This window comes from Novosphingobium sp. SG919 (assembly GCF_012932495.1).
GTDB lineage: Bacteria > Pseudomonadota > Alphaproteobacteria > Sphingomonadales > Sphingomonadaceae > Novosphingobium > Novosphingobium rhizosphaerae.
In genome coordinates this window covers 635,085-657,862 of the sequence record NZ_JABCNG010000002.1, presented here as the reverse complement: position 1 = coordinate 657,862, position 22,778 = coordinate 635,085, and the positions used below count along the sequence as shown (strand labels likewise).

The 22,778-nt window shown below is 66.8% G+C and carries 15 protein-coding genes and 1 other annotated feature; of the genes, 7 read left to right on the top strand and 8 right to left on the bottom strand.

Features of this window, described 5'->3' with window-relative positions; all coding sequences use genetic code 11:
- The first annotated feature begins 1 nt into the window (after nucleotide 1).
- From FHT19_RS12775 to FHT19_RS12760, 4 genes are read left to right on the top strand one after another with little or no spacing between them, the layout of a single operon-like run.
- Nucleotides 2-2,230 carry a TonB-dependent receptor gene (locus tag FHT19_RS12775; protein WP_169475414.1) on the top strand — a complete coding sequence of 743 codons (2,229 nt, stop codon included), beginning with the start codon at nucleotides 2-4 and terminating at the stop codon, nucleotides 2,228-2,230.
- A complete protein-coding gene (locus tag FHT19_RS12770; RefSeq protein ID WP_169475413.1) occupies nucleotides 2,230-5,367 on the top strand; it encodes an amidohydrolase family protein in 3,138 nt (1,045 codons plus the stop codon). Before FHT19_RS12775 ends, FHT19_RS12770 begins: the two co-directional genes overlap by 1 nt.
- Nucleotides 5,364-6,470, top strand: coding sequence for a PepSY-associated TM helix domain-containing protein (locus tag FHT19_RS12765; protein WP_169475412.1), 1,107 nt, complete (start codon nucleotides 5,364-5,366; stop codon nucleotides 6,468-6,470). The genes FHT19_RS12770 and FHT19_RS12765 overlap by 4 nt, the downstream gene beginning before the upstream one ends.
- The gene (locus tag FHT19_RS12760; protein WP_169475411.1) at nucleotides 6,467-6,643 is read left to right on the top strand and encodes a hypothetical protein; all 177 of its coding nucleotides are present in this window, start codon (nucleotides 6,467-6,469) and stop codon (nucleotides 6,641-6,643) included. The genes FHT19_RS12765 and FHT19_RS12760 overlap by 4 nt, the downstream gene beginning before the upstream one ends.
- Here FHT19_RS12760 and FHT19_RS12755 read toward each other — a convergent pair.
- The 6 genes from FHT19_RS12755 to FHT19_RS12730 all read right to left on the bottom strand — a co-directional run bounded on the left by FHT19_RS12755 (nucleotide 6,633) and on the right by FHT19_RS12730 (nucleotide 16,359).
- Nucleotides 6,633-8,306 carry an amidohydrolase gene (locus tag FHT19_RS12755; protein ID WP_169475410.1) on the bottom strand — a complete coding sequence of 558 codons (1,674 nt, stop codon included), beginning with the start codon at nucleotides 8,304-8,306 and terminating at the stop codon, nucleotides 6,633-6,635. The two genes, FHT19_RS12760 and FHT19_RS12755, sit on opposite strands and share 11 nt — an antisense overlap.
- Nucleotides 8,307-8,384: 78 nt before the next feature.
- Complete coding sequence (locus FHT19_RS12750; RefSeq protein WP_169475409.1) at nucleotides 8,385-9,890, bottom strand: SulP family inorganic anion transporter; 1,506 nt, start codon at nucleotides 9,888-9,890, stop codon at nucleotides 8,385-8,387.
- Between the two features lie 67 nt (nucleotides 9,891-9,957).
- Nucleotides 9,958-10,013, bottom strand: a sequence feature (sul1 is cis-regulatory element that is thought to sense ions involved in sulfur or methionine metabolism; They are found in Alphaproteobacteria).
- Between the two features lie 38 nt (nucleotides 10,014-10,051).
- Nucleotides 10,052-11,551, bottom strand: a complete 1,500-nt coding sequence (locus FHT19_RS12745; RefSeq protein ID WP_169475408.1) for an MFS transporter — start codon at nucleotides 11,549-11,551, stop codon at nucleotides 10,052-10,054.
- A 241-nt stretch (nucleotides 11,552-11,792) separates the two neighbouring features.
- Entirely contained in the window at nucleotides 11,793-13,454 is a 1,662-nt protein-coding gene (locus FHT19_RS12740; protein ID WP_169475407.1) for a M20/M25/M40 family metallo-hydrolase, read from the bottom strand.
- A gap of 60 nt (nucleotides 13,455-13,514) precedes the next feature.
- A complete protein-coding gene (locus FHT19_RS12735; protein WP_169475406.1) occupies nucleotides 13,515-14,999 on the bottom strand; it encodes an alginate export family protein in 1,485 nt (494 codons plus the stop codon).
- 28 nt (nucleotides 15,000-15,027) lie between these two features.
- The gene (locus tag FHT19_RS12730; RefSeq protein ID WP_168557101.1) at nucleotides 15,028-16,359 is read right to left on the bottom strand and encodes a dicarboxylate/amino acid:cation symporter; all 1,332 of its coding nucleotides are present in this window, start codon (nucleotides 16,357-16,359) and stop codon (nucleotides 15,028-15,030) included.
- Nucleotides 16,360-16,578: 219 nt separating this feature from the next.
- On the opposite strand from FHT19_RS12730, the gene FHT19_RS12725 reads away from it, so the two are divergent.
- From FHT19_RS12725 to FHT19_RS12715, 3 genes are all read left to right on the top strand, one after another.
- Nucleotides 16,579-18,297 (top strand): ATP-binding protein, encoded by a 1,719-nt coding sequence (locus FHT19_RS12725; RefSeq protein ID WP_169475405.1) that lies wholly within the window; start codon nucleotides 16,579-16,581, stop codon nucleotides 18,295-18,297.
- Nucleotides 18,298-18,301: 4 nt separating this feature from the next.
- Complete coding sequence (locus FHT19_RS12720; protein WP_169475404.1) at nucleotides 18,302-19,588, top strand: sigma-54 dependent transcriptional regulator; 1,287 nt, start codon at nucleotides 18,302-18,304, stop codon at nucleotides 19,586-19,588.
- 71 nt (nucleotides 19,589-19,659) lie between these two features.
- The gene (locus FHT19_RS12715; RefSeq protein ID WP_169475403.1) at nucleotides 19,660-20,058 is read left to right on the top strand and encodes a hypothetical protein; all 399 of its coding nucleotides are present in this window, start codon (nucleotides 19,660-19,662) and stop codon (nucleotides 20,056-20,058) included.
- A 361-nt stretch (nucleotides 20,059-20,419) separates the two neighbouring features.
- Here FHT19_RS12715 and FHT19_RS12710 read toward each other — a convergent pair whose 3' ends face one another.
- A complete protein-coding gene (locus FHT19_RS12710) occupies nucleotides 20,420-21,703 on the bottom strand; it encodes an NPCBM/NEW2 domain-containing protein (protein WP_348981789.1) in 1,284 nt (427 codons plus the stop codon).
- Nucleotides 21,704-21,713: 10 nt separating this feature from the next.
- A complete protein-coding gene (locus tag FHT19_RS24765) occupies nucleotides 21,714-22,337 on the bottom strand; it encodes a hypothetical protein (protein ID WP_348981788.1) in 624 nt (207 codons plus the stop codon).
- Nucleotides 22,338-22,778 lie beyond the last annotated feature (441 nt).

Below are 22,778 nucleotides of genomic sequence, written 5' to 3'. Positions count from 1 at the left end.
CATGAGGACCACACTGAATCTTGCCTGCCTGGCCGGCGTTTCCGCGCTGGCGCTGGCGGCCCAGCCCGCGCTGGCCGCCGATGAACCGGCCGCCGAAAGCGCCGGCAGCATCGTCGTCACCGCCACCAAGCGCGCGGTCGCGCTGGACCAGACGCCGATCGCCGCCAGCGCCGTTTCGGGCAAGGACCTGGCCGCCGCCAACGCGCAAAGCCTGGGCGACTATATCGCGCGCCTGCCCGGCGTGGTGTTCAACGATTACCAGCCCGGCGTTTCCGAAGTGGTGATCCGCGGCATTGCCGCCACCACTTATCACGAACAGGGCCAGACCACGGTCGGCTATTACCTCAACGAAGTGCCGCTGGTCGAACCGGGCTTCCCCATCGCCATTCCCGATGTCGACACGTTCGATCTCAACCGGGTGGAAGTGCTGCGCGGGCCACAGGGCACGCTGTTCGGCTCCTCCACGCTGGGTGGCCTCGTCAACTATGTGGTGAACCTGGCCGATCCCACCAAGATCGATGCGGCGGCCTCGGGCCTGGTCGGCACCACCAAGAATTCCCATGGCGAGGCGAACTATGCCGCCAAGGCCATGGTCAACGTGCCGCTGATTGCCGACAAGCTGGCCGTGCGCCTGGTCGCGCTGCAACGCTTTGATGCCGGCTATCTCGACAATCCCGGCACCGGCGTGAACGGCAGCAACGATTTCCGCACGCGCGGCCTGCGCGGCTCGGTGGTGCTGACGCCCACCACCGCCACCAAGCTCAGCTATCTGTATTCCTGGCAGGATACCTACCTGGAAGACCAGACCTACCTCGATCTCGATCACCCCTACACGCGCAACACCGCGCGGGCCGAACCGCAGCGCACGCGCTTCTGGATGAACTCGCTGCGCCTGGACCAGGACCTGGGTGGGGCCGAACTGACCGCGATCGGCTCGATCGTAGAGAAGCACAATTTCACCCAGTTCTCCTATCCCTATTACTATGTCACCGGCGTCACCACCGGATCGGGCGCGGCTTATTCGGCGGGCAATGCCGATGCCAATATCAAGACCGCCGAAGTGCGCCTGGCGTCAAAGGGCAATAGCCCGCTGCGCTACCTCATCGGTGCCAGCTATATGGAAGCGCGCAAGCACAGCTATGACCAGATCTTCCAGAACGGGGCGGAAGACTATATCAATGCCAATCCCACCCTGTTCGGCGGTTATTCCGGCAGCGTGCTGACCCCCGGCGACCGGCTCTATGGCTACATCTCCGATACCTACAACCAGGACGTGGGCGTCTTTGGCGAACTGACCTATGCCCCGCGCCACGATATCGAATTGACCGTGGGCGGCCGCTATTTCTGGAACCGCTACAACGCCACGGTGGTCAACCAGGCTGGCGCGCTCGGTGGCTATGAAGGCGGCTATCACGCCACCGATGCCACCGGCTATGTCTCCAACAAGGAAGACGGCTTCACCCCCAAGGTGACGCTGACCGCACGCCCCAACAAGGATTTTCTGGCTTACGCCACCTATTCCGAAGGCTATCGCGTGGGCGGGATCAATCCCAACGCCGGCCTCTTGCCCACCATCCCGGTCAAGTACAACAGCGACCGGGTCAAGAACTATGAAATGGGCGTGAAATTCCACGCGCTCGACAACCGCCTCTATGTCGAAGCCACGGTGTTCAACATCGATTGGAAAGGCATCCAGGCGCGCCTGTTCGGCCCGGCGCCGTCCTACTATTCCTATGTCTCCAACGCTGGCAGCGCCAATATCAGCGGGGTCGAACTGGCTGCCACGGCGCAACTGACGCGCTTTGCCAGCTTCAGCACCAGCGCCACGTTGCAGGATGCGCGCCTTACCGCGTTCCTGCCCGATACCTTTGCCGTGGGCGGCGGCTATGCCTCCGGCTCGGTGCTGCCCGGCTCGTCGCGCTGGTCGGTGGCCAACAACCTCAAGTTCGAATTTGCCGATGCCGCCCTCAAGCCTTCGTTCGAAGTGGCGCACCGCTATCTCTCTTCGGCCCCGGTTGCCTTTGGCAACTCAGCCACGCGCGGCAATTTCAACATCTTCGATCTGCGCGCCGGGGTGACGGTGGGCGAAAAGCTGCGCGTGCTGGTCTTTGCCAACAACGTGTTCGACAAGTTCGGCATTCTCAACGCGCCGTTCACGTCGCAGGCCACGCCGGCCGGCTCGATCGTCCGCCCGCGCACGCTGGGCCTGCGGGTGGATTGGTCGCTCTGATGCGCCAGGCCGCGCCCGTACTTGGCCTGATACTGGCGCTTGTCCATGGGGCTGCTCAGGCTGAGCAGCCCCGGCAACTGGCCTATCAGGCCCATGAAGCCACCTGGGCGCAGCCAGCGCTTTCGCCCGACGGCGCCTGGCTGTGGTTCGACTTGCTGGGTGACATCTACCGGATGCCGGCGGCCGGCGGCGCGGCGCAAGCCGTGCTGACCGGCACCGCGTTCGAACGCAATCCGGTGCCCTCGCCCGATGGGCAATGGGTGGCGTTCCTGTCTGATCGTTCGGGCGTGACCAACCTGTGGATCGCGCGCGCAGACGGCAGTGGCGCGCGCCAATTGACGCACGAGGGATCGCTCGTGCTGATGACCTCGCCCGCCTGGGCGCCCGATGGCCGCAGCGTTTATATCAGTCGCGCGGTGCATTCCATTCTGGCGTTCGAGCTGTGGCGCGTGCCCCTCGATGGCGGCGCGGCGCAAGTGCTGGTAAAAGCGCAGCCCACCGGCAACGAAGGCTGGGACGATCGCGTCAACGCCCTGGGCGCGGCGCCCTCGCCCGATGGCAAGGCCGTGTGGTATGCCACCAAGCGCGGCCACACCTGGACCGAGAAAGACCCGCCCACCTGGTCCATCGTGCGGCAGGACCTGGCGACCAGCACGGTGGAAACCGTGGTGCCGGGCGGCATGCGCCCGGTGCTTTCGCCCGACGGCAAATTGCTGGCCTATGCCGCGCGGCGCGATGGCACCACCTCCGCCAGCAGCGAAACCGGCCTGCGCCTGCGCAACCTTGCCACGGGAGAGGACCGCTGGATTGCCTGGCCGATCGATCACGATGGCCAGGAAGGCGGCTATTACTACGATCTCACCCCTGGCTATCGCTTTACCCCCGATGGCCGCGCGCTGATCCTGGCCAAGGACGGCGGCTTCGTGCGGATCGACCTGGCCAGCGGGGCGCAGACGCCGATCCCGTTCACCGCGCCGGTCAAGCTGACGTTGGCCCCGCAAAGCCGCGTGCGCCAGCGCGTGGAAGACGGCCCCACGGTACGCAGCCACCTGGCCGAAGGCGCGGCGCTGTCTCCCGATGGCAAGACCATTGCGTTCACCGCGCTGGGCACGCTCTATCTGGCCGACCGCGCCGGGGGTGCGCCGCGCGCGCTGTTTGCCGGCAATGCGTTCCAGCCGGCCTGGTCCCCCGATGGGCAGACCCTGGCTTTCGTGCGGTGGAGCGCGGAAACCGGCGGCGGCGTGTGGACCATTGCGGCCAAGGGCGGCGCGCCGCGCCCGCTCGGGCCGCAGGGCGCCTATTGGTCTGAGCCGCGCTGGAGCCGCGACGGCAGCGGCGTGGTGGCCCTGCGCGCCGCGCAGTTCGACCGGCTGCACGCGGAAAACGAACTCGATCCCGCCTGGCCGGTGGATGTGGTGGCGCTGGGCCAAGATGGCAGCGCGCCGCGTGTTATGGCGCATGGCGCCGGCCTCAAGCATTTGCAGCAGACCGATGATGGCGCCTGGTATGTGAACAGCGGCGGCGCCCTCGCCCGGATCGAAGCGGATGGCACTGTGCGCCCGCGCGCCCGCATCGTGGCGCGTGCGGCCGGGCAATATGTCAAGGAACCGCGCCCGGTCGATGAGCTGCGCCTCTCGCCCGATGGCCGCTGGCTGGCTGCGCGCACCGCGTTCGAATTGCACGTGCTGCCCCTGCCCGCCACGGACCAGCCGGTGAACCTGGCTGATGCCGCCACCGCGCAGCGCCAGATCACCCGCATCGGCGCCGACACCATGCGCTGGGATGGCGATGGCCTGTCATGGACCACCGGCCCGTTCTGGCGCCACGCCAATGCCGCCGCCCTTGCCGCAGCCGACCCTGAAAGCGCCGCCGCCCCGCGCGATCTTTCGGTGCAGGTGCCGCGCGCGCTGCCATCCGCGCCGCAAGTGCTGCGCGGGGCCACGGTGCTGACCATGGACCATGGCGCGGTGATCGCCGATGCCGATGTGGTGGTGGTCGGGAACCGCATCGCCGCAATCGGCCCGCGCGGCACTGTGCCGCTGCCCGCCGGCGCGCAGATGCGCGATCTGGCTGGCAAGTTCATCATCCCGGGCCTGATCGATGCCCACGCGCATTTCTTTCCCATTCCGCGCACCATCCACGATGGCACGCATTGGGAATTTCCCGCGCTGCTGGCCTATGGCGTCACCTCCGTTCTGGAAGTGCAGCCGTTCACGCCCGATATCTTTGCCTATGCCGATCGCATGGATGCCGGGCTTTCGGCCGGGCCGCGCCTGTTCAGCACCGGGCCGGGCGTCTTCGTCAACAGCGCGATTACGTCGCAAGCCGTGGCGCAGGACGTGCTCACCCGCTATCGCGATGCCTATCGCACGCGCAACATCAAGAGCTACATGGTGGGAGACCGCGCCGCGCGGCAAGACATGGCCAATGCCGCGCGCAAGTTGGGCATGATGCCCACCACCGAAGGCGCGGCCGACTATGTGCTGGAACTGACCCACGCGATCGATGGCTTTTCCGGCAACGAACACAACCTGCCGATCACGCCGATCCACGATGACGTGATCCGCCTGTTCGTGGCCAGCCAGATTGCCTATACGCCCACGATCACCGTGCTTTATGGCGGCGCGCCCCTGCTGTTCGACGAAATCGAGAACCACGCGCCGCAAGACGATGGGCGGCTCACCCGCTTCACCCCGCCGTTCGTGCTGGCGGCCAAGCTGCGCGACCGGCACTGGACGGCCGCGCCCTGGCAGACCTGGTCCCGCTTTGCCCGCGATGCCATGCGCCTGCGCCGCGCCGGCGGCCTGGTGGGCGTGGGCAGCCATGGGGAAATGCAGGGCCTGGGCGTGCACTGGGAAATGGGCGCCTTCGTGGCCGGCGGCGCCACCCCGCAAGAGGCACTGGAAATGGCCACGATCGACAACGCCCGCATCATCGGCCGCCCGGATGACCTGGGCAGCATCACGCCGGGTAAACTCGCCGACCTCGTCGTGCTGGATGCCGATCCCCGCGCCGATATCGCCAATGCCCGCGCCATCGCCCTGGTCATGCGCGGCGGCGTGGCATTCGATGGGCAGACCCTGGCCCGTGATGGCCAGGCACCCGTGGCGCCCTGGTGGCAGGACGCCGCGCCATGAAGCCCGCCACCCTGCGCGCGTGGAGCAAGGTTCACACTTGGTCGAGCCTGACCTGCACCCTGTTCCTGCTGATCCTGGCGCTCACCGGCCTGCCGCTGGTGTTCCATGACGAGATCGACGGCCTGGCCAAGCCCAGCCAGCCGCAACGCTGGCGCGCGCAAGAACTGCTGCCGGTGGACCATGCCATGGCCACGGCGCTCGCGCGCAATCCCGGCAGCGTGCCGATCTACCTCAGCTTCGATGAAGACCGCCCGGTGATCAACCTCACCACCGGCCCCACCGGCGATGCGCCCGAGGCGGCGATGCGGTTCAATCCCGTGGACTTGCGCACCGCCGCGCCGCCCCAGGGCGATGCGCCCGGCCATGGCGTGATGGATACCGTGCTCGATCTGCACAAGGATCTGCTGCTGGGCAAAGTGGGCGAGTATTTCCTGGGCGCGATGGGCCTGTGCTTTGCCGTGGCGCTGGTTTCGGGCGTGGTCCTCTATGCCCCCTTCGCGCGCAAGCCCGGCTTTGCCACGGTGCGCCGGGGCAAGTCCAACCGCCTGCGCTGGCTCGATTGGCACAACGTGATCGGCGGCGTCACGCTCGCCTGGGCCATGGTCGTGGGCTTGACCGGCACGATCAACACCCTGGCCGATCCGATCACCGCATGGTGGCGGGGCGATGCCCTGGCCCGCCTGGCGCATGACAGCAGCGGGCCGATCGTGCCCTATCGCCCCGGCATTGCCGCGCTGGCGCTGCGCAACGCACAGGCCGCCGTGCCGGGCATGAGCGTTCAGTTCGTAGCCTTTCCCGGCGCCGCGTTCAGCAGCCACGATCACATCGCGGTCTATCTCAAGGGCGCCACCCCGCTCACCGCCAAGCTGCTCACCCCGGTGATGGTCGATGCGCGCACCGGCCAGGTCGATGGCGTGGCACCGATGCCGTGGTACATGAAAGGCCTGCTGCTGGCGCAACCGCTGCACTTTGGCGATTACGGGGGGCTGGCGATGAAATTCCTCTGGGCGCTGCTCGATCTGGTCAGCATCGTGGTGCTGGGCAGCGGGCTTTACCTGTGGCTGGGCAAGCCGCGCCCGGCCCGCAAGGCCCGCGCCGCATGAAGCAGACGCATCCCTTGTGGCCGGTGGCGATCATCGCCGTGGTTTCGCTGGCGGGCATGATCGCCGGGTTGGCGGGCGATGGTTGGGAAGACCTTGCCGCCGCGCTCGGTCTCACCGCCAGCGTGGCGCCCATCGCCTGGGCGCTGCGCCGTGGCGGGCCGATCAGGCGGTAAAGCGCTCCACCCCGCCCACCACGGTGCGGATCACCTTGGCCTGCTCGATCGTTTCGGGATCGATGCGGAACAGGTCGCGGTCGAACACCGCGAAATCGGCCTGCATGCCGGGCATGATCGCGCCGCGCAGGTGCTCTACCTTGCCGGCATAGGCGGCCTCGCGGGTATAGCCGCGCAGCGCCTGGGCCATGGTGATCCGCTGCTCGGGATACCAGCCCTTGGGGTTCTTGCCGTCGATCGTCTCGCGCATCACCGCGGCATAGATGCCGGTCAGCGGATCGAGCGGCGCCACCGGCCAGTCCGACCCGAAGCAGACATGCGCGCCGCTGCGCACCATCGATCCCACGGCAAAGCTGGTGCGCAGCCGCTCCGGCCCGATCCGCCGAACCGCCCAGCGGCCATCGTCGATGGCGTGATAGGGCTGCATCGAGGCGATCACCCCCTGGCGGGCAAAGCGCGGAATCGCTTCCTCGCGTAAATGCTGGGCATGCTCGATGCGAAAGCGCCGGTCGCGCGCGCCATTGGCCTTGGTCACCGCCGCCATGGTATCGAGCACGATGTCGTTGGCTTCGTCGCCTATGGCATGGGCGGTCACCTGCAGGCCGGCCTTGTCGGCCCCGGCAATCCAGGCCTTGAGATCCTTGGGATCGGTCACCACGATGCCGTGCGCGCCGGATTCATCCTGATAAGGCAGATACATCAGCGCGGTGCGCGACCCCAGCGAGCCATCGAACACCACCTTGCACGCGCCCCAGCGCACCCAGTCGTCGCCGTGCCCTTCCTCGGCCACGATCCGGGCCATGCGCTCCCAGTCCTTGAGCGGGGTGAACTGGTAGAACCGCATCCCCGTCTCGCCCTGCTGGCGCAAACGGTGGGTGATTTCATACGTCGACCAATCCAGATCGGGCACGTGCACTTCGGTCACGCCCTTGCTGAGGCCCAGGGCGATCCCGGCGCGCACCGCCGCATCCAGCCGCGCCGGGCTGGGCTGGGCGATGGCGCGCAGCACCAGATCCTTGGCCGCGTCCTTGACGATCCCGGTCGGCTCCCCTTGCGCATCGCGCACGATCACCCCGCCCGGCACATCGGGCGTGTTGCGATCGATCCCCGCCAGCTTGAGCGCCAGCGAATTGCACAAGATCATGTGCAGGTCATAGCGGATCACCGCCACCGGCGTATCGGGGGTCACGGCGTCGATCCATTGCCGCGTGGGCAGCGTGCCGCCCCAGCGATCCTGGTCCCAGTTGCCGCCTTCCAGCCATTCGCCTTTGGGCAGCGCACGCGCCGCCTTGGCGATCTGCGCCACGAATTCATCAGGGTTGGCCGCATCGCGCAGCGATGGCTGGGTCAGCGCCAGCGAACCGATGGTGAAATGTGTGTGGCAATCGACCAGCCCGGGCGTGACGAAGGCGCCTTGCAGATCGACCACGCGGGTGCGCGGGCCGGATCGCGCGCGCACCGCCTCGCGCCCGATCGCCACCACATGGCCGCCGGCCACGCCGATGGCATCGCTGCGCACCTCCGGCCCCGCCCCGGTCCAGACGGCGGCGTTGACATAGGCCACCTCCACCCGGCCTTGCCCCGCCGCCATGGCGCGCACCGGCAGCGCCGATGCGGCCACGGCATTGAGCGAACCCGACACGAAAGCGCGACGCGTGACCATGGCCTTGTTACCCCGTTTGATCCTTCAAGACTCGCACTTTGCGCGGCCCAGGCCAAGGGGCAGCGTCCAGCTTGGAGATCAGGCGGGGTCCAGAGCGGGGGCCAGGCCAGCGCCCTCCCGCACGCGCGGGGCATGGCGGTCAACCAGGCTGGCGCTGGCCTGGTTCAGGCCCACCACGGTCACCGCCGTGTCATGGCGGCGCAGCCGGGCCACCACGTCTTCCAGCGCGGCCACTGCCGTCACGTCCCACAAATGCGCGCGCGTCAGGTCGATGCGCACGTGCGGCGCAGTTTCCCGCAGATCGAAACGCTGGGCAAAGACATCCGCGCTGGCAAAGAACACCTGGCCCGAAACGGTGTAGATACGCGTGTCGCTGCCGGGATCGTGGCCCACGCTCACATCCATCAATCGCGTGACCTTGAAGGCAAAGAACACGCCGCTCAGCAGCACGCCCACCACCACGCCGGCGGCCAGATCGTGCGTGGCCACCGTGACGGCCACGGTTGCCAGCATGACCACGCTGGAAACCTTGGGATGGCGCACCAGATCGGCCAGCGATCCCCACGAGAAGGTGGAGACCGACACCATGATCATGATCGCCACCAGTGCGGCCACCGGCACTTGCGCCACCCAGGGCCGCAACGGCACCAACACCACCAGCAGGAACACACCTGCCGTCAGCGTGGAAAGGCGCCCCCGCCCGCCATAGCGCACATTGCCCACCGTCTGGCCGATCATGCCGCAACCGGCGATCCCGCCAAACAGGCCGGCCGCCATGTTAGCGACGCCCAGCCCGGTGCATTCACGGGCCTTGGAACTCGCCGTTTCGGTCAGATCGTCCACCACGGTGGCGGTCATCATCGATTCCAGCAGGCCCACGGCGGCCATGGCCAGGGCATAAGGAAACACGATCCGCAGCGTTGCCAGGCTGAACGGCACATCCGGCAGCGCCAGATGGGGCAGGCCGTCAGGCAGCCGGCCCAGATCGGCAATGGTATGGACCGGCATCGGCACGGCCATGGTGATGGCGGTCAGCACCACGATGCACACCAGTGGCGATGGCACGGCGCGGGTCAACCGGGGCAGCAGATAGATGATCGCCAGGCCCGCCGCGATCAGTGCCCAGGTGTGCCAATCCACGCCCACCATCTGCGGCACCTGTGCCGAAAAGATCAGGATCGCCAGGGCATTGACGAACCCCGTGCGCACCGAGCGCGAGACATAGCGCAACAGCACGTCCAGCTTGAGCAGGCCGAACACGATCTGGAATGCCCCGGCCAGCACCGTGGCCGCCAGCAGATAGGCCAGCCCGTGCGCCTGGACCAGCGCGCCCACCACCAGCGCCACCGAACCGGCCGCGCCCGAAATCATCGCCGGCCGGCCGCCGGCAAAGGCAATGACGATGCCGATCACGAAAGAGGCATAGAGCCCCACCTGTGGATCGACCCCGGCGACAAAGGAAAAAGCAATGACTTCGGGGATCAGCGCAAACGTGCCGACCATGCCGGCCAGCACATCGCACCGTGCCGCGCCCACGCCGCGAAACCACGACGCGCGATATTCTTGGGAAAACAATGACAACATAGAAAAATCCGCGAAAATCGCAGAGCAGCCTGCCCATCCGGGCGGCGATCTCGAGGTCTGCGAAGTGCGTTGTCCGGCGGATCGGCGGCCGGAATAGCCACCCGGAATTGCACCGGGTCCATGCGAATGCCCGCGCCTTTAACAGCCCCTGTTGCGGTGCGTCAATCGGAATGCCCGCTGATCTCCGCGCCCGCATTGGTGGCAAACCGGCGGTTCCAGATCGTGGCACCCAGCGAGATGGCAGTCACCACCCAGAACGCAGCCGAAAAATCATCGAGCAGCGGCCGCGTGTGGCCCCGCAGCAGCATCGCCAGGTGCAGCGCCACCGCCGCGATGCAGATGCCAAGCGACAGCATCAATTGCTGGAACGTGGCATAGAAGGCCGTCGCGCTGCTCATCTGCGGCGGCGATATGCCGTCATAGGCAATGGTGTTGTAGGCGGTGAACTGCAACGACATGAAAAAGCCCGACAGCACCAGCACGGCAAACATCGCCCAAACCGGCCAGCCCGGCGCGAACAGGCCGCACACGGCATAACCGGCGGTGCCGATCACCCCGTTCCACACCAGCGTGCGGCGAAAGCCGAAAGCGCGCAGCACGCGCGGCGCGGCGCCTTTCATCGCCAAAGAGCCAATCGCGGTGGCTACCGTGATCATGCCGCTGTGCACCGCCGAAAAGCCGAACCCAACCTGCATCATCAAAGGCAGCAGGAACGGCTGCGCCCCTTGCGTGATCCGCGTGACCGAGCCGGCGATGACGGAGAGGCGGAACGTGCGATCCTTCATCAACGAGAGATCCAGGATCGCCCCTTCGCGCCCGCGGGCGTGGCGCACATAGAGCACGCCGGCCACTGCGCCCACCACCAGCAGCCCTGCCGCAAGCGGCCCCTTGCCGGCGCGGCTCGCCATTTCGAAGCCGAACAGCAGACAGCCCAGCGAAACCCCGCTCAGGGCAAAGCCCGCCCAGTCGATCGTGCCGGGGGTGTCCTCGCGGAAATTGGCAATGAAGCGCCCCACCAGCCACAGGCCGAGCAGGCCGACCGGCAGGTTGATGTAGAAAATCCAGCGCCAGTCGAGATAGGTGACGATGAACCCACCCAGCGGCGGTCCCACCACCGGCCCGATCAGCGCGGGCACCAGAAGCCACGACATGGCACTGACCATGTCGTGCTTGGCCACGCTGCGCAGCAGCACGAGGCGGCCGACCGGGATCATCATCGCCCCGCCCATTCCCTGGACAAAGCGCGCCAGGACCATGAATTCCAGGCTGGGCGCCTGCCCGCAGGCAAAGCTGCCCACCATGAACAGCCCGATCGCCGCGCGGAACACGGTGCGTGAACCAAACCGATCGGCCAGCAGGCCAGAAGCAGGAATGAACACCGCCAGCGCCAGAAGGTAGGACGTGAGCGCGATGCTCATTTCCGGCGGCCGCACGCCGAAATCGCGCGCCATCGTCGGCAGGGCGGTTGCCAGCACCGTGGCGTCGACGAATTCCATGAACAGCGCGCAGGCAACGATCAGCGCGACCAGGCGATAGCTTGCCGTCGATTGGGGTGGTCCGCCCGGACGATGCGCCGGGGCATAGATGCTGACCGCAGGAACGATTCCATCGCGGCTTTCGGCGTTGGCCACGGCAATGCCCCGCCGGCGGGGCACTAGCATGGGCGCTCCCATGGGCAGGGCCGGGCGAGGGAGGAATGGGTCATCGACAACGATCGCTTCCGGTTGGGCGGTGCCATGCATGGCACGCACAAAGAACGCACGGAAAATGCGCGAATAAAGGGCGGTGCCGCAGCACCGTGAATTGATCCGCGATATAGAGACGGGGGCAGGATTTGAAACCCTGCCCCCGCGTGCAATTCTGCGCCGGGCGATTGAATTTCAAGCAACCGCGCGCGGCGGTTCAGCGTTGCCCCGGCGGGTCGGCCACGAAAGCCGGCGGCGTTGCCCCATCGGCAAAGCGCCAGGCCGAAAGGTAGGACAGTTGCAGGATGCGCGTCATCTTGGCGTAGTTGATCTTGTCGGCCGTGTCGGTGGTGTGGTGATAATCGGGGTGAAACCCGGTGAAGAACCAGAATGCCGGGATATTGTTGAGAACGAAAGGAAACTGGTCGCTGCGGAAAAACACGTTGAGCGCGTTTTCGTGGTCGAAGCGATCGTCCAGCACCAGCCCGACGCTGCGATTGGCCTCTGCGACGGTGCGCGCGTAATCGGGGCTATAGGCCGCGCCGATCAGGTTCAGTCGGTTGGTCGTGTCGGCCGGGATCTCGATCAGGCCGGTGGTCTGGTCGCTGGGCGCCTCGTTGCGGCCGATCATGTCGAAATTGATCATCGCGCGCGTGGTGGCCAGCGGGCGCAGCGGATGGGCTGCCATGTAATAGGCCCCGAGCAACCCGCGCTCTTCGGCGGCAAACACCGTGAACAGGATGGAGCGACGGGGTCTCGCACCATTGGCCACGAAGGCGCGGGCCAGTTCCACCACGCCCACCGTGCCCGAACCATTGTCATCCGCGCCGTGCCAGATTTCCGGCCCGCTGGACCCGTCGTGATCGTGATGTGCGCTGATGATCACGGTTTCGTGCGCCAGCGTCGGGTCCGATCCCTTGAGCAAGCCGGCCACGTTCCATGTCACCCCGCGCGAACGCACGGTGTTTTCCAGGTGCAGGGTTACTTGCGCACCCGCTAGAAGGCGCGATTGGGGCGCCAGCGCCTTGTCGATCGCGGCTTGCAGCGCGCTCGGGCTCTGCCCGCTGGCCGCCAGCAGTGCCGTGCCGGTTTCGTCGTCCACGGTGATCACCGGGATGCGTAACGCATCGTCCACCAGCGCCTGCGCCGGGAGGGGCGGCGTGCGCTTGGCGCTGCCACCGATGCGCATCACCCGATCGAAATTCGACGGATGCTTGCGGTTGGGTTCGGCCATCACCACCACGGCCAGCGCGCCATGGGCCTGGGCATTCAGCGCCTTGACCCGGTTGGTGGCATAGCGGGTGTTGCCCGTGCCGCCAAAGCGCGAGGCCGGATCGTTTTCCTGCGGCTCGTGCTCGAACACCACCACGATCTTGCCCTTGGCGTCGAGCCCGCGATAATCGTCATAGCCCACGCCTGGCGCGGTGATGCCATAGCCGGCAAAGGCGAGCGGCGCAGTGATCTCCACATCGTCGCGATAGCCGCCCATGATGTGCGGTGCCTGCCAGCGCCGCGTGGTCCCCCCGCTGCTCAGCGCCAGGAAATTGGCCGCCGCATTGGGGCGATATTCCACCAGCGGCACGGCCTGCAGAAAGCTGGGCGCGCCGCTGGCGTCGGTCGCTGCCGGTTCCAGCCCGGCCTTGGCAAATTCGGCCGCCACCCATTGCACCGTGGCATCATCACCCGGCTGCAACGACATACGCCCCTGCAACGCGTCCGACGCCACCAGGCCCAGGTCCGCGCGCAAGTCGCTTTCGTGGATGCGGTCAAAGCCGGCTTTCTGCGCGGCGGGGATCGGGGCCGATTGCGCCACGGCAGCGGTCGGCGCTGAGATCGGCAGGGCAACCGTCAACAGCAGGGTGATTGCGGCCTTGTTCATGGCGGGCGGGCTCCATCGCGGCAGGGGAAAGACGCTGGCTATAGCCAGCCCGCGTGCCGGTCAAAAGCGATAGCTGATCCACCCCGCGATAAAATCCGAACTGCGATAGCCCGCGTCGGTCAAGGCCGCGCGCGCCGCCAGGTGTTCATAGCGCCCGGTCAGCGTCAGGCGCGGCGTGGCATTCCACACCAGTTGCGCCCGCATCACGTCGGCAATCTTGCGGCCGTGATAATTCTGCGTGCCGGCAAAGGGTTGGCCATTGGCGCGATAGACTGCGTCATACACATTGTCACGCCACACCAGTTCGTATTCGGCGCTCAACCGCGCGTTGCGGAACGGGGTGAAACTGGCGTTGGGCGTCACCGCCACGAGGTTGGATGGCGTGAGGTAGAGCTGATAGCTGAAATAGATGTTGTTGCCGAATGGGGCATAGGCATTGCGCAGCTTGCCATCGCCATAGCCGCCCCCGCCGCTGGCATAATCGACATGCACGCCCACGCGCGGCGCGGTCTTGGCCGGGCCCTTGCCGATCCGCCAGGTCTGCGCCAGGAATGCCTGCCAGGCGTCGATACCCTGGTTCATGAACGTGCCCCACTGGTGGTTGACCGACCAATCCAGGCCCAGCCGCCCCACATCGCCGCGCAGCTGCGCCCCGGCGTAAAACCGCGTCGCCGGGCCGATCCGCCCGCCCCAGGTGCCCACCAGGTTGCGCCGGCGCCAGGCAAACAGATCGAGCGTCAGCTGCGATCCCCCCAGCGTGCTCTTGGGCAGCACGAACCCGGCAGTGACACCGGAAAAGCGCCGGGCCGGATCGACCACGTCGTCATCGGTGCCCAGGTCGCCATAGGCCGTCGGCTTGAGATCGAACAGCGTCAGGCGCGCATTGCTGGTGCGTACCCAGCCGCGAAACCCGTTGAGCGTATAGCGGATGGTGTTGTTGTCGCGCTGCGACACCAGGATATTGGGCCCATCGGTGAATTCCTGGCGGCCATAGCGCGCGCCCACCTCGGCCGCGCCGATCGTGCCGTCCACTTCCACGAAGTGCTGGAGGAACACCAGGTCGTTGCGCAGCGTCGCTGCCGGGGCGCCCAGGTTGCGCCCGCCGATCCCGCCATGCGAGATTTCACCATAGAGCCGCAAATGCGGGCCGATGTGCAGGTCTGCGCCCAGGGTTTCGCGGTTGATGTCCTGCCGCTGCGCCTGCGCGTCGCGCAAGTTGGGATTGGTCGTCATGTTCATGCGCAGGCGCAGTTCGCCCGACAGCGTCAGGTAGCTGTCGCCGTCGGCGTCGAGCGGAATGAACTTCAACCGGTCAAGCGGATCGTCGCGCTTGGCCGGGTTGCGCATCCCGCGCCAATCCTCGGCCCAGCGCGACAGGGCATAGCTGCCCGGCGCGGCGGCGGCATCGCCGTTGTACGCCAGCGGATAGCTCTTGCGCTCGCTGCCGGCGGTGGCATCGGGCACGGTCTCGGCAAGGGCCGGTGTGGCGGTAAGCAGGCAAAGCGGGGCCGTGGCGGCCCGCAGCCGCGAAAAATTCAGGTCCATGATGAACTCTCCCTTGGTGCGCCGCTGCTTAGGCAGCGTGCGCCTGTTGTGCCGGCGGGGGCAGCGCCTTGCCGTGCAGCGCTGCATCAAGTGCCTCGTGGTCCAGCGCATTTTCCCAGCGCGACACCACGATGGTGGCCACCGCGTTGCCGACGAAGTTGGTCAGGCTGCGGCATTCCGACATGAAGCGGTCGATCCCCAGGATCAGCGCCATGCCCGCCACCGGCACCGAAGGCACGATCGACAGCGTCGCGGCCAGGGTGATGAAGCCCGCGCCGGTAACCCCGGCTGCGCCCTTGGACGACAGCATCGCCACGCCCAGCAACAGGATTTGCTGGCCCAGCGTCAATTCCACGTTGCAGGCCTGGGCAATGAACAGCGCGGCCAGCGTCATGTAGATGTTGGTGCCATCCAGGTTGAAGCTGTAGCCGGTGGGCACGACAAGGCCCACCACCGTCTTGGAACAGCCGGCGCGCTCCATCTTCTCGATCAGCGCGGGCAGCGCGCTTTCCGAGGAAGACGTACCCAGCACCAGCAGCAGTTCCTCGCGCAAGTAGGCGATCAGCCGCAGGATCGAAAAGCCCGCCAGCCGCGCCACCACGCCCAGGACCACCAGCACGAACAGCAGCGCGGTGATGTAGAACGCGGCCACCAGCTGCGCTAGGTTGGCCAGGCTGCCCACGCCATACTTGCCGATGGTGAAGGCCATCGCGCCAAACGCGCCGATCGGGGCGGCCTTCATCACGATCGACACCAGCTTGAACACCACGATCGAAACGTCGTCGAGCAGGCTGAGCACGCGTTGGCCACGCTCGCCCACCGACGCCAGGGCAATGCCGAACAGCACCGCCACCACCAGCACTTGCAGGATATTGCCCTGCGTCAGTGCCGAAAGGAACGTGTCGGGGATCATCGCGGAGAGGAAGCCCACGATCGTGCTTTCATGCGCCTTGGCGGCGTAATCGGCCACCTTGCCGGCATCGAGCGTGGCAGGATTGATATTGAGGCCGGCACCGGGGCGCATCACGTTGCCCACGATCAGCCCCACCACCAGCGCGAGGGTGGAGAAAAACAGGAAATAGGCAAAGGCCTTGGCCGCCACGCGGCCCACCGCCGCCAGATCGCGCATCCCGGCAATCCCGGTCACGATGGTCAGGAAAATGACCGGGGCGATGACCATCTTGACCAGCTTGATGAACATGTCACCCACCGGCTTGAGCGCTTCGCCCGCCGCCGGGTGGAAATGGCCGAGCAGGACGCCCGCCGCAATCGCGGCCACCACCTGGACATAGAGATGGCCATACCAGCGCCGGGCCGGCTTGGCTGCGGGCGCAGATGGATCAGTCGCGGCAACGATCATCGGAAAATGCCTTTCGTCCTCTCGGCAGGTCGCGTTGCTTGGCCCTGCTTGATCCCTACCATAGGCGGCTGCAGCGCGCGTCAAAAGGGTTTGGGATCACTTATTTTACCAATATTATTCAGTACTATAACTGCATCCTTGCCATTCTGATGTGCAGATTTCGACACATCTTTCTACAGGCATGTGCAATTTTCGGCTCAGCCTGATAGCATCCCGCCCATGTCATCGCTTCGCCGATTCTGGGCCCTTGCGGCCGTGCTGCTGCTGGCGCTTGGCGCTGCCGCGCTCGCCGGGGCGATTGCCCGGCAGGTGATGCTGGCACGCGTGGAAACCCAGGGGCGGCAGGACCTGCGCTTGCGTCAGGCGCTGCTCGCCAGCGAGATTGCCCGTTTCCGCCTGCTGCCCCGCGCGCTGGCCGATGACCGCGATCTCGTTGCCGCGGCGCAGACCCCGGCGCCTGCCGCCCGTGCCGCGCTCAATCGCAAGCTGGAAGCGCTGGCGCGGGAATTCGGCGCTGCAGCCATCTATGTGATCGATCGCGGCGGGTTTGCCTTTGGCGCGAGCAACTGGCGCCAGGCGCAAAGCTTCATCGGCCGCGATTACAATTTCCGCCCCTATTTCCGGCAGGCGCTGCAAAGCGGCCAGGCGCAGCAGTTCGCCTTGGGCACCGCCAGCCACAAGGCGGGCCTGTACCTGGCCACGCGTGCGGCGGGCGGAGCGGCCGTGGTCGTGGTCAAGCTGGAATTCGATGGCATCGAAAGCGCGTGGCGCGCCGCGCCCGGCATCACGTTCGTTACCGACCGGCAGGGCGTGGTGCTCGTCGCCAGCCGGCCCGGCTGGCGCTTTGCCGCCACTGCGCCGCTCACGCCGCCCGTTCGCCAAGCCGAACAGCAATCGCTCGGCGTGCCCGCCCTGCCGCCGCCGCCCTTCGCCCGCCCCTCTGCCGGACTGCTGGTGCCGGTGGGCATGGCGACGCCGCATCTGCTGGTCCAATCCGGGCCCGATGCGGCGGGCTGGCGGCTCAACCTGGCGCTGCCTCTGGCGGGCACGGTCGATCCGGCGGTGCGCGTCGCCCAAGGCACCACCGCGCTGATCGTCCTGCTGCTTTGTGCCGTGGCCGCTGCCCTGGTGGAGCGCGCGCGCCAGCGCCGGCGCCGCACCGCCCAGCTGGAAAGCGCGGTGGCCCAGGCCACGGCCGAACTGCGCAGCGAAATCCAGGAACGCACGGCGGCAGAGGCCCGCGCCGCCACGTTGCGTGAAGGCCTGCGCCAGGCCAATCGCCTGGCCACGCTGGGCCAGGTCACGGCCAGCGTGGCGCATGAAACCGCCCAACCGGTGGCCGCCATCCGCAACTATGCCGCCAGCGCCGCGCTCCTCCTCGATCGTGGCGAAAGCGCAGAGGCGCGGGCCAACCTCGCCGCGATCACGCGCCTGGCCGACCGCATCGGCGCGATCACCCAGCACTTGCGTGGCTTTGCGCGAAAGGGCAGCCGCGGCGAAAGCGCGATCGTGCTGGCAGAGGCGCTCGACGGCGCGCGCCTGATCCTCAAGGAGCAACTGTCACGCGTGTCGCTAGCCCTGCCCCCGCTCGATCCCTCGCTGCGGGTCCGGGCGGAAAAGACCCGGCTGGAACAAGTCCTGGTAATCATCCTGCAAAATGCGATCGAGGCGCTGGCCGGCGTGCCCGATGCGGCAATCACCATCGCGGTGGCGGAAACGCCAACGACGCTCGACCTGACCATTGCCGACAACGGCCCCGGCCTGGACCCCGAAATCGCCGCAAGGTTGTTCACCCCGTTTGCCACCAGCAGGCCGATGGGCCTGGGCCTGGGCCTGGTGATCGCCAAGGATATCGTGGAGGAATTTTCCGGCAGCCTGGTGCTGGTGCCCAGCGCGCAGGGCGCCGCCTTTCGCATCAGCCTGGTGCGGGAGGGCTGAAGGGATGACCGAAGCCACCCGCCACATCGCCCTGGTCGAAGACGATGCCGATCTGCGCGCCTCCACCGCGCAACTGCTCCGCCTTGCCGATTTCCAGGTGCGCGAATTTGCCGATGCGCCCGCCGCGCTGGCGGCACTCGACGCCACCTGGCCCGGCGTCGTGATCAGCGACGTGCGCATGCCCGGCCTTTCGGGGATCGACTTGTTCCGCGCCCTGCGCGCGCGGGACGAGGAACTGCCCGTGATCCTGATCACCGGTCATGGCGACGTGGACATGGCAGTCGATGCCCTCAAGGCCGGGGTCTGGGATTTCCTCACCAAGCCCTTTGCCGCCGAAGCGCTCATCGCCGCGGCCGAGCGCGCCGCCCATGCCCGCGCCCTGGCTTTGGAAAATCGCCGGCTCCAGGCCCAGGCGCAGGATGGCGCCGCTGCTGCCGCGCTGATCGGCACCTCGCCCGCGATCCGCCGGCTGCGCGACATGATCCCGACGCTGGCTGACGCCGATCTCGACCTCCTGATCGAAGGGGAAACCGGCACCGGCAAGGAACTGCTCGCCCGGTTGATCCACCAGGGGGGCAAGCGCCGCCGCCATCGCTTTGCCACGGTCAACTGTGCGGGGCTGGGCCCGGCGCTGGAGGATGAAATCCTTTCGTTGTCGGGTGGAGCAAGCCTGGTCCATGCCAGCCGGGGCACGCTGCTGCTCGACGATATCGATGGCGCCAGCCCGCGCTTTCACAGCCTGCTGGTGCCCGTGTTGGAAGACCGCGCGCTGGCCGTGCCCGGCAAGGACGCAGTGCCGCTGGACTTGCGCGTGATCGCCACCGCGGGAAGCGCTGATGCATTGCCGCCGGCCCTGCTGCATCGCCTGGCCGGCATGCGCATTGCCATTCCCCCCTTGCGCGCGCGGCGCGAGGATATTCCCGCGCTTTTCGCCCATTTTGCCGGGGAGGCGGCGGTGCGGGCCAAACTGCCGGTGCCGCGCCTGATGCCCGCCGTGCAGGACCGGCTGGAGCGGCACGACTGGCCCGGCAATGCCCACGAACTCGCCCGCTTTGCCCAGCAATGGGTGCTGGGCCTGGTCACACCCGAGCTGCCCGCCGCGCCGGGCGAAACGCCGCTATCGCTGGCCGAACGCGTCGATGCCTTCGAACGCGCGGAAATCATCGCCGCCGTGCGCGCCGCACAAGGGCGCATTGCCACCGCAATTGCCACGCTGGGCCTGCCGCGCAAAACGTTCTATTACAAAGTCAACAAGTTGCAGATCGATCTTCAGGCCCTTCGGCAGGTTTAAGCGGCGCGGACAAATTCGAATGGCCGGTTGCGCCCACTTGTGGACGTTTGCGGCATTGGTAAACTTGTCTGATGAGCATCTATCAGCGCGACGAGATACTGCCTGAATGGGAACCAGCGCCGTGGCCCAAGGACACGCACGCGGCGGACAAGCAAGAGGAAGGCTTCCACCGTCGGTCGCAAATGCCGATCAACTGGCAGTCAATTCCGTGGAAAGCATTTCCTACAGAAGGCATCTTTGGCCATTCGAAGGAGTGGTTGTCTGATGTTGATGCGGCGTTCTTCGCCACGTTCGAGGGTGAGGACTTCCTACTGATAGACAACACGTGGTTCGGTTGGCCTGATCCTCCTCGCTGGGGCTTAGCGTCTCGACCGCATGGGCACGCCAACATGCAGTGGGAGCGATGGGGGCACTTTCCCGACTTGCCATCAGCTTGGCAATTTGCCGATACCGCCAACGATGGCAACTAACCACCATTTACGGAAGTCACTCGCCACGTTACGCTGTTGTTAGCAATGGGACACGAATGGTGCTCTTCTTGTCGCGTGTAGGAGTGTTGCTTACCGTTAAAATCGGCATAGCGCTGGGCGTCGTTCTGCTGCTCCGAGTGGGTGAGGCTCTTTTTCACCTAAACCTGCCACAAGGATCGATGTGGATCGGTGGCTTCCTTGCCGGGATGCTATGCGAACTTTTACCCTTCGATCGTTGGCTCCGCATCGGCCGATACCAGAGCCGCAGCTAACCACCACTTCCGGTCTTTCCCAAACCGCTGATTTGTCAACGCCGCTCCCCACCAATTTCTGCCGCCCCAAAATCGCTGAATCGCGGGCTCTAATTGCGCAGCGCGGCCTCGCCCCAGACAACCGGATCGGGTGCGGCGCTCGCTTGGGTAGGCCGGGCAACCAGTTCGATCAGGCGAACGCCGCGCACGTCCGCGCTGATCGGCACCAGGGCCGCACCCGCGCGCAGCGGCGCCGAGCGGGCCAGCAGGCGCCCGTCGCCATAGACCAGGAACGTCACCGCCCCGCTGTTGCCCCAGGCGGCATCGTCCACCCCCACCCGCGCCGTAAAGCGGGCATGACCGGCATTGCGCACTTCCAGGCGCGATCCGGCAAGAATGCCGATCCCGGTGTCGAGCTTTTCGTGGCCGGCCTGCAGTTCCTGGCCATAGGGGCCAGTGTCCACCGCCGCGCCGCCCCAACCGCCATAGCGCGGATGCTCGCCCGTGCCGCGCGTGTCGTTCCACGGCGACAGCCCGAGATGGACCTGCGGATCGGGCTGGGGCTGCACCACGCCGTCCACCGCCGGGTTGACGCTGCCCGGCATTTCCGAAAGATAGATTCCGTCGGGCAGGCGCCGCGCGCCCGCAACCTTGAGCAGCACGGTCTCGTGCGGGGCGAGCGGAACCGTGGTTTCGTTGGCAAAGCGGCTGGCCTTGCCGGTCCACAGGTCGGTGGTGGCAATTTCCCCGGTCATTTTCAGATGCGCGGCGGTCAGCGTGGCATGGGTTGGCGCGGCACTGCGGTTGAACAGCGCCACGGCCTTGGTGCCATCGGCCAGGGTCTTGACGTAGATCTGCACTTCGGCGCTGTCATGGGCAAGCACCGCCTGGTTGCCCGCCGGGTCCTGGTTGATGGCGATCGCGGCCTGCCAGCCCAGCAGGGCGATCTGGTCGGCATTGGCCTCGCGCAAATCCATGCCAATGAGCAGCGGCGCGTTCTCGATCGCCCACAGTGCCAAATGCGAGCGCGCCTCGGTCATGTGCGCGGCGTCGAACTCGCCCTTGCCGATGAACAGCATGTCGGGATCGTTCCAACTGCCGGGATGGGCATAGAGCGCGCGCCGCGCCGTGGTGTCGAGATTGTGCAGCATGCGCGGCCAGGTGGGCGAGATATCCTCGCTGGTGCGGCTCATGTTGCCCAGGTCCTTGCCCCAGGCGCGCACATTGGCCGATCCCCACAGACACAGCGAGAATACATAGTCCCCCGCCGGGCGGGTGCGCGCCAGGGCATCGGCCACTGCGCCATAGAGGCGGCGCACTTCGGCAATGTCGGTGCGGGGCAGTTCGTCGAAATCGATCACCGGGCCAAGCGGGCGATAAAGGCCGGCCTTCACGCGCGGGTTGTCAGGCCCCAGCCCGCGGATGCCACAGCCATCCACTTTGATGAGGTCGAACTTCCACTCCTGGAAATAGAGCGCGATGTCCTGTTCGATATGGCCGTAAAGGCCAACCTCGCGTTCGGCCTGCGTGCCTTCGGGCAGATTTGGCGCGTCGGCCCCCGCCGAACACCTGGCTACAGCTGTTGCGACCGATGTCGGAATAGATGCCGGCCTTGAGGCCCATGGCGTGCAAGCGGTCGGTCAACGGGCGCAGCGACGTGGTGCCATCGGGCGTTGCGGCCGAAGGAAACATGGCCGTGCGCACCAGCATGCGGCCATCGGGCATCCGCCGCTTGAGCCACCAGCCATCGTCGATATCGACATAGCGATAGCCCTTGGCCGCCAGCCCGGTATCCACCAGCGCCTGGGCCGACGCCATCAGCTTGGTCTCGTCGATCGCGGGGCCAAAGGCATTCCAGCTGTTCCAGCCCATCGGCGGCGTGGGCGCCTGTCCGCGCGCATTTGCGCTCCACCGCCCGGTGGGGGCCAGGGCATCGGTCGGTGTGCCGGCTGCTTGCGCCAACGGGGCAAGAGCCAGGCTGGCGGCAATAGCCAAGAGGGCGGCGGCAGGCGCGGGCAAAAAGCGCATGGTCTGGTCCTTTCGGGGCAGTCCGGGCGGGGGCAGCGGACGTGCGGCGGCAAACCGATGGTTGCGCAACCATCCTGCGGTGCGCCGAGCTGCAAAGCAACCGTGTGGCCAGCGCGCCCTGTGCAAAAATCCGCTGGGAGACACCGCATCGCCCGCCTGCTCTCCCATGCCGCGCGCCGGGCCCTATGTCGGAAATTGGTATCGTCTCCGCGCGTAAGCGGGGTGGAACCAAGCCCTCCGGAAATCCGCAGAATCTGGGCCCTTCCGCCGTCGCCAGGCGCCTCGTTGCGGCGCGCTGCCCTCGTAAAGATAGGACAAAAACAAAACGTGCTATGCCGGCCGCTGCGACCGGCGGGGCGGCACGGCCAGGTCGCGTTGGCTGGCATCATTCCCCGCGCGCGGAAAAGCGCCGATGCCCGCTTGCGTTGCCGCCGCTATCTT

Excerpts from the sequence above, each read along its gene's own strand:
- FHT19_RS12775 (WP_169475414.1), top strand. The coding sequence starts at position 2 with ATGAGGACCACACTGAATCTTGCCTGCCTGGCCGGCGTTTCCGCGCTG.
- FHT19_RS12770 (WP_169475413.1), top strand. The coding sequence starts at position 2,230 with ATGCGCCAGGCCGCGCCCGTACTTGGCCTGATACTGGCGCTTGTCCAT.
- FHT19_RS12765 (WP_169475412.1), top strand. The coding sequence starts at position 5,364 with ATGAAGCCCGCCACCCTGCGCGCGTGGAGCAAGGTTCACACTTGGTCG.
- FHT19_RS12760 (WP_169475411.1), top strand. The coding sequence starts at position 6,467 with ATGAAGCAGACGCATCCCTTGTGGCCGGTGGCGATCATCGCCGTGGTT.
- FHT19_RS12755 (WP_169475410.1), bottom strand. The coding sequence starts at position 8,306 with ATGGTCACGCGTCGCGCTTTCGTGTCGGGTTCGCTCAATGCCGTGGCC.
- FHT19_RS12750 (WP_169475409.1), bottom strand. The coding sequence starts at position 9,890 with ATGTTGTCATTGTTTTCCCAAGAATATCGCGCGTCGTGGTTTCGCGGC.
- FHT19_RS12745 (WP_169475408.1), bottom strand. The coding sequence starts at position 11,551 with ATGCTAGTGCCCCGCCGGCGGGGCATTGCCGTGGCCAACGCCGAAAGC.
- FHT19_RS12740 (WP_169475407.1), bottom strand. The coding sequence starts at position 13,454 with ATGAACAAGGCCGCAATCACCCTGCTGTTGACGGTTGCCCTGCCGATC.
- FHT19_RS12735 (WP_169475406.1), bottom strand. The coding sequence starts at position 14,999 with ATGGACCTGAATTTTTCGCGGCTGCGGGCCGCCACGGCCCCGCTTTGC.
- FHT19_RS12730 (WP_168557101.1), bottom strand. The coding sequence starts at position 16,359 with ATGATCGTTGCCGCGACTGATCCATCTGCGCCCGCAGCCAAGCCGGCC.
- FHT19_RS12725 (WP_169475405.1), top strand. The coding sequence starts at position 16,579 with ATGTCATCGCTTCGCCGATTCTGGGCCCTTGCGGCCGTGCTGCTGCTG.
- FHT19_RS12720 (WP_169475404.1), top strand. The coding sequence starts at position 18,302 with ATGACCGAAGCCACCCGCCACATCGCCCTGGTCGAAGACGATGCCGAT.
- FHT19_RS12715 (WP_169475403.1), top strand. The coding sequence starts at position 19,660 with ATGAGCATCTATCAGCGCGACGAGATACTGCCTGAATGGGAACCAGCG.
- FHT19_RS24765 (WP_348981788.1), bottom strand. The coding sequence starts at position 22,337 with ATGCGCTTTTTGCCCGCGCCTGCCGCCGCCCTCTTGGCTATTGCCGCC.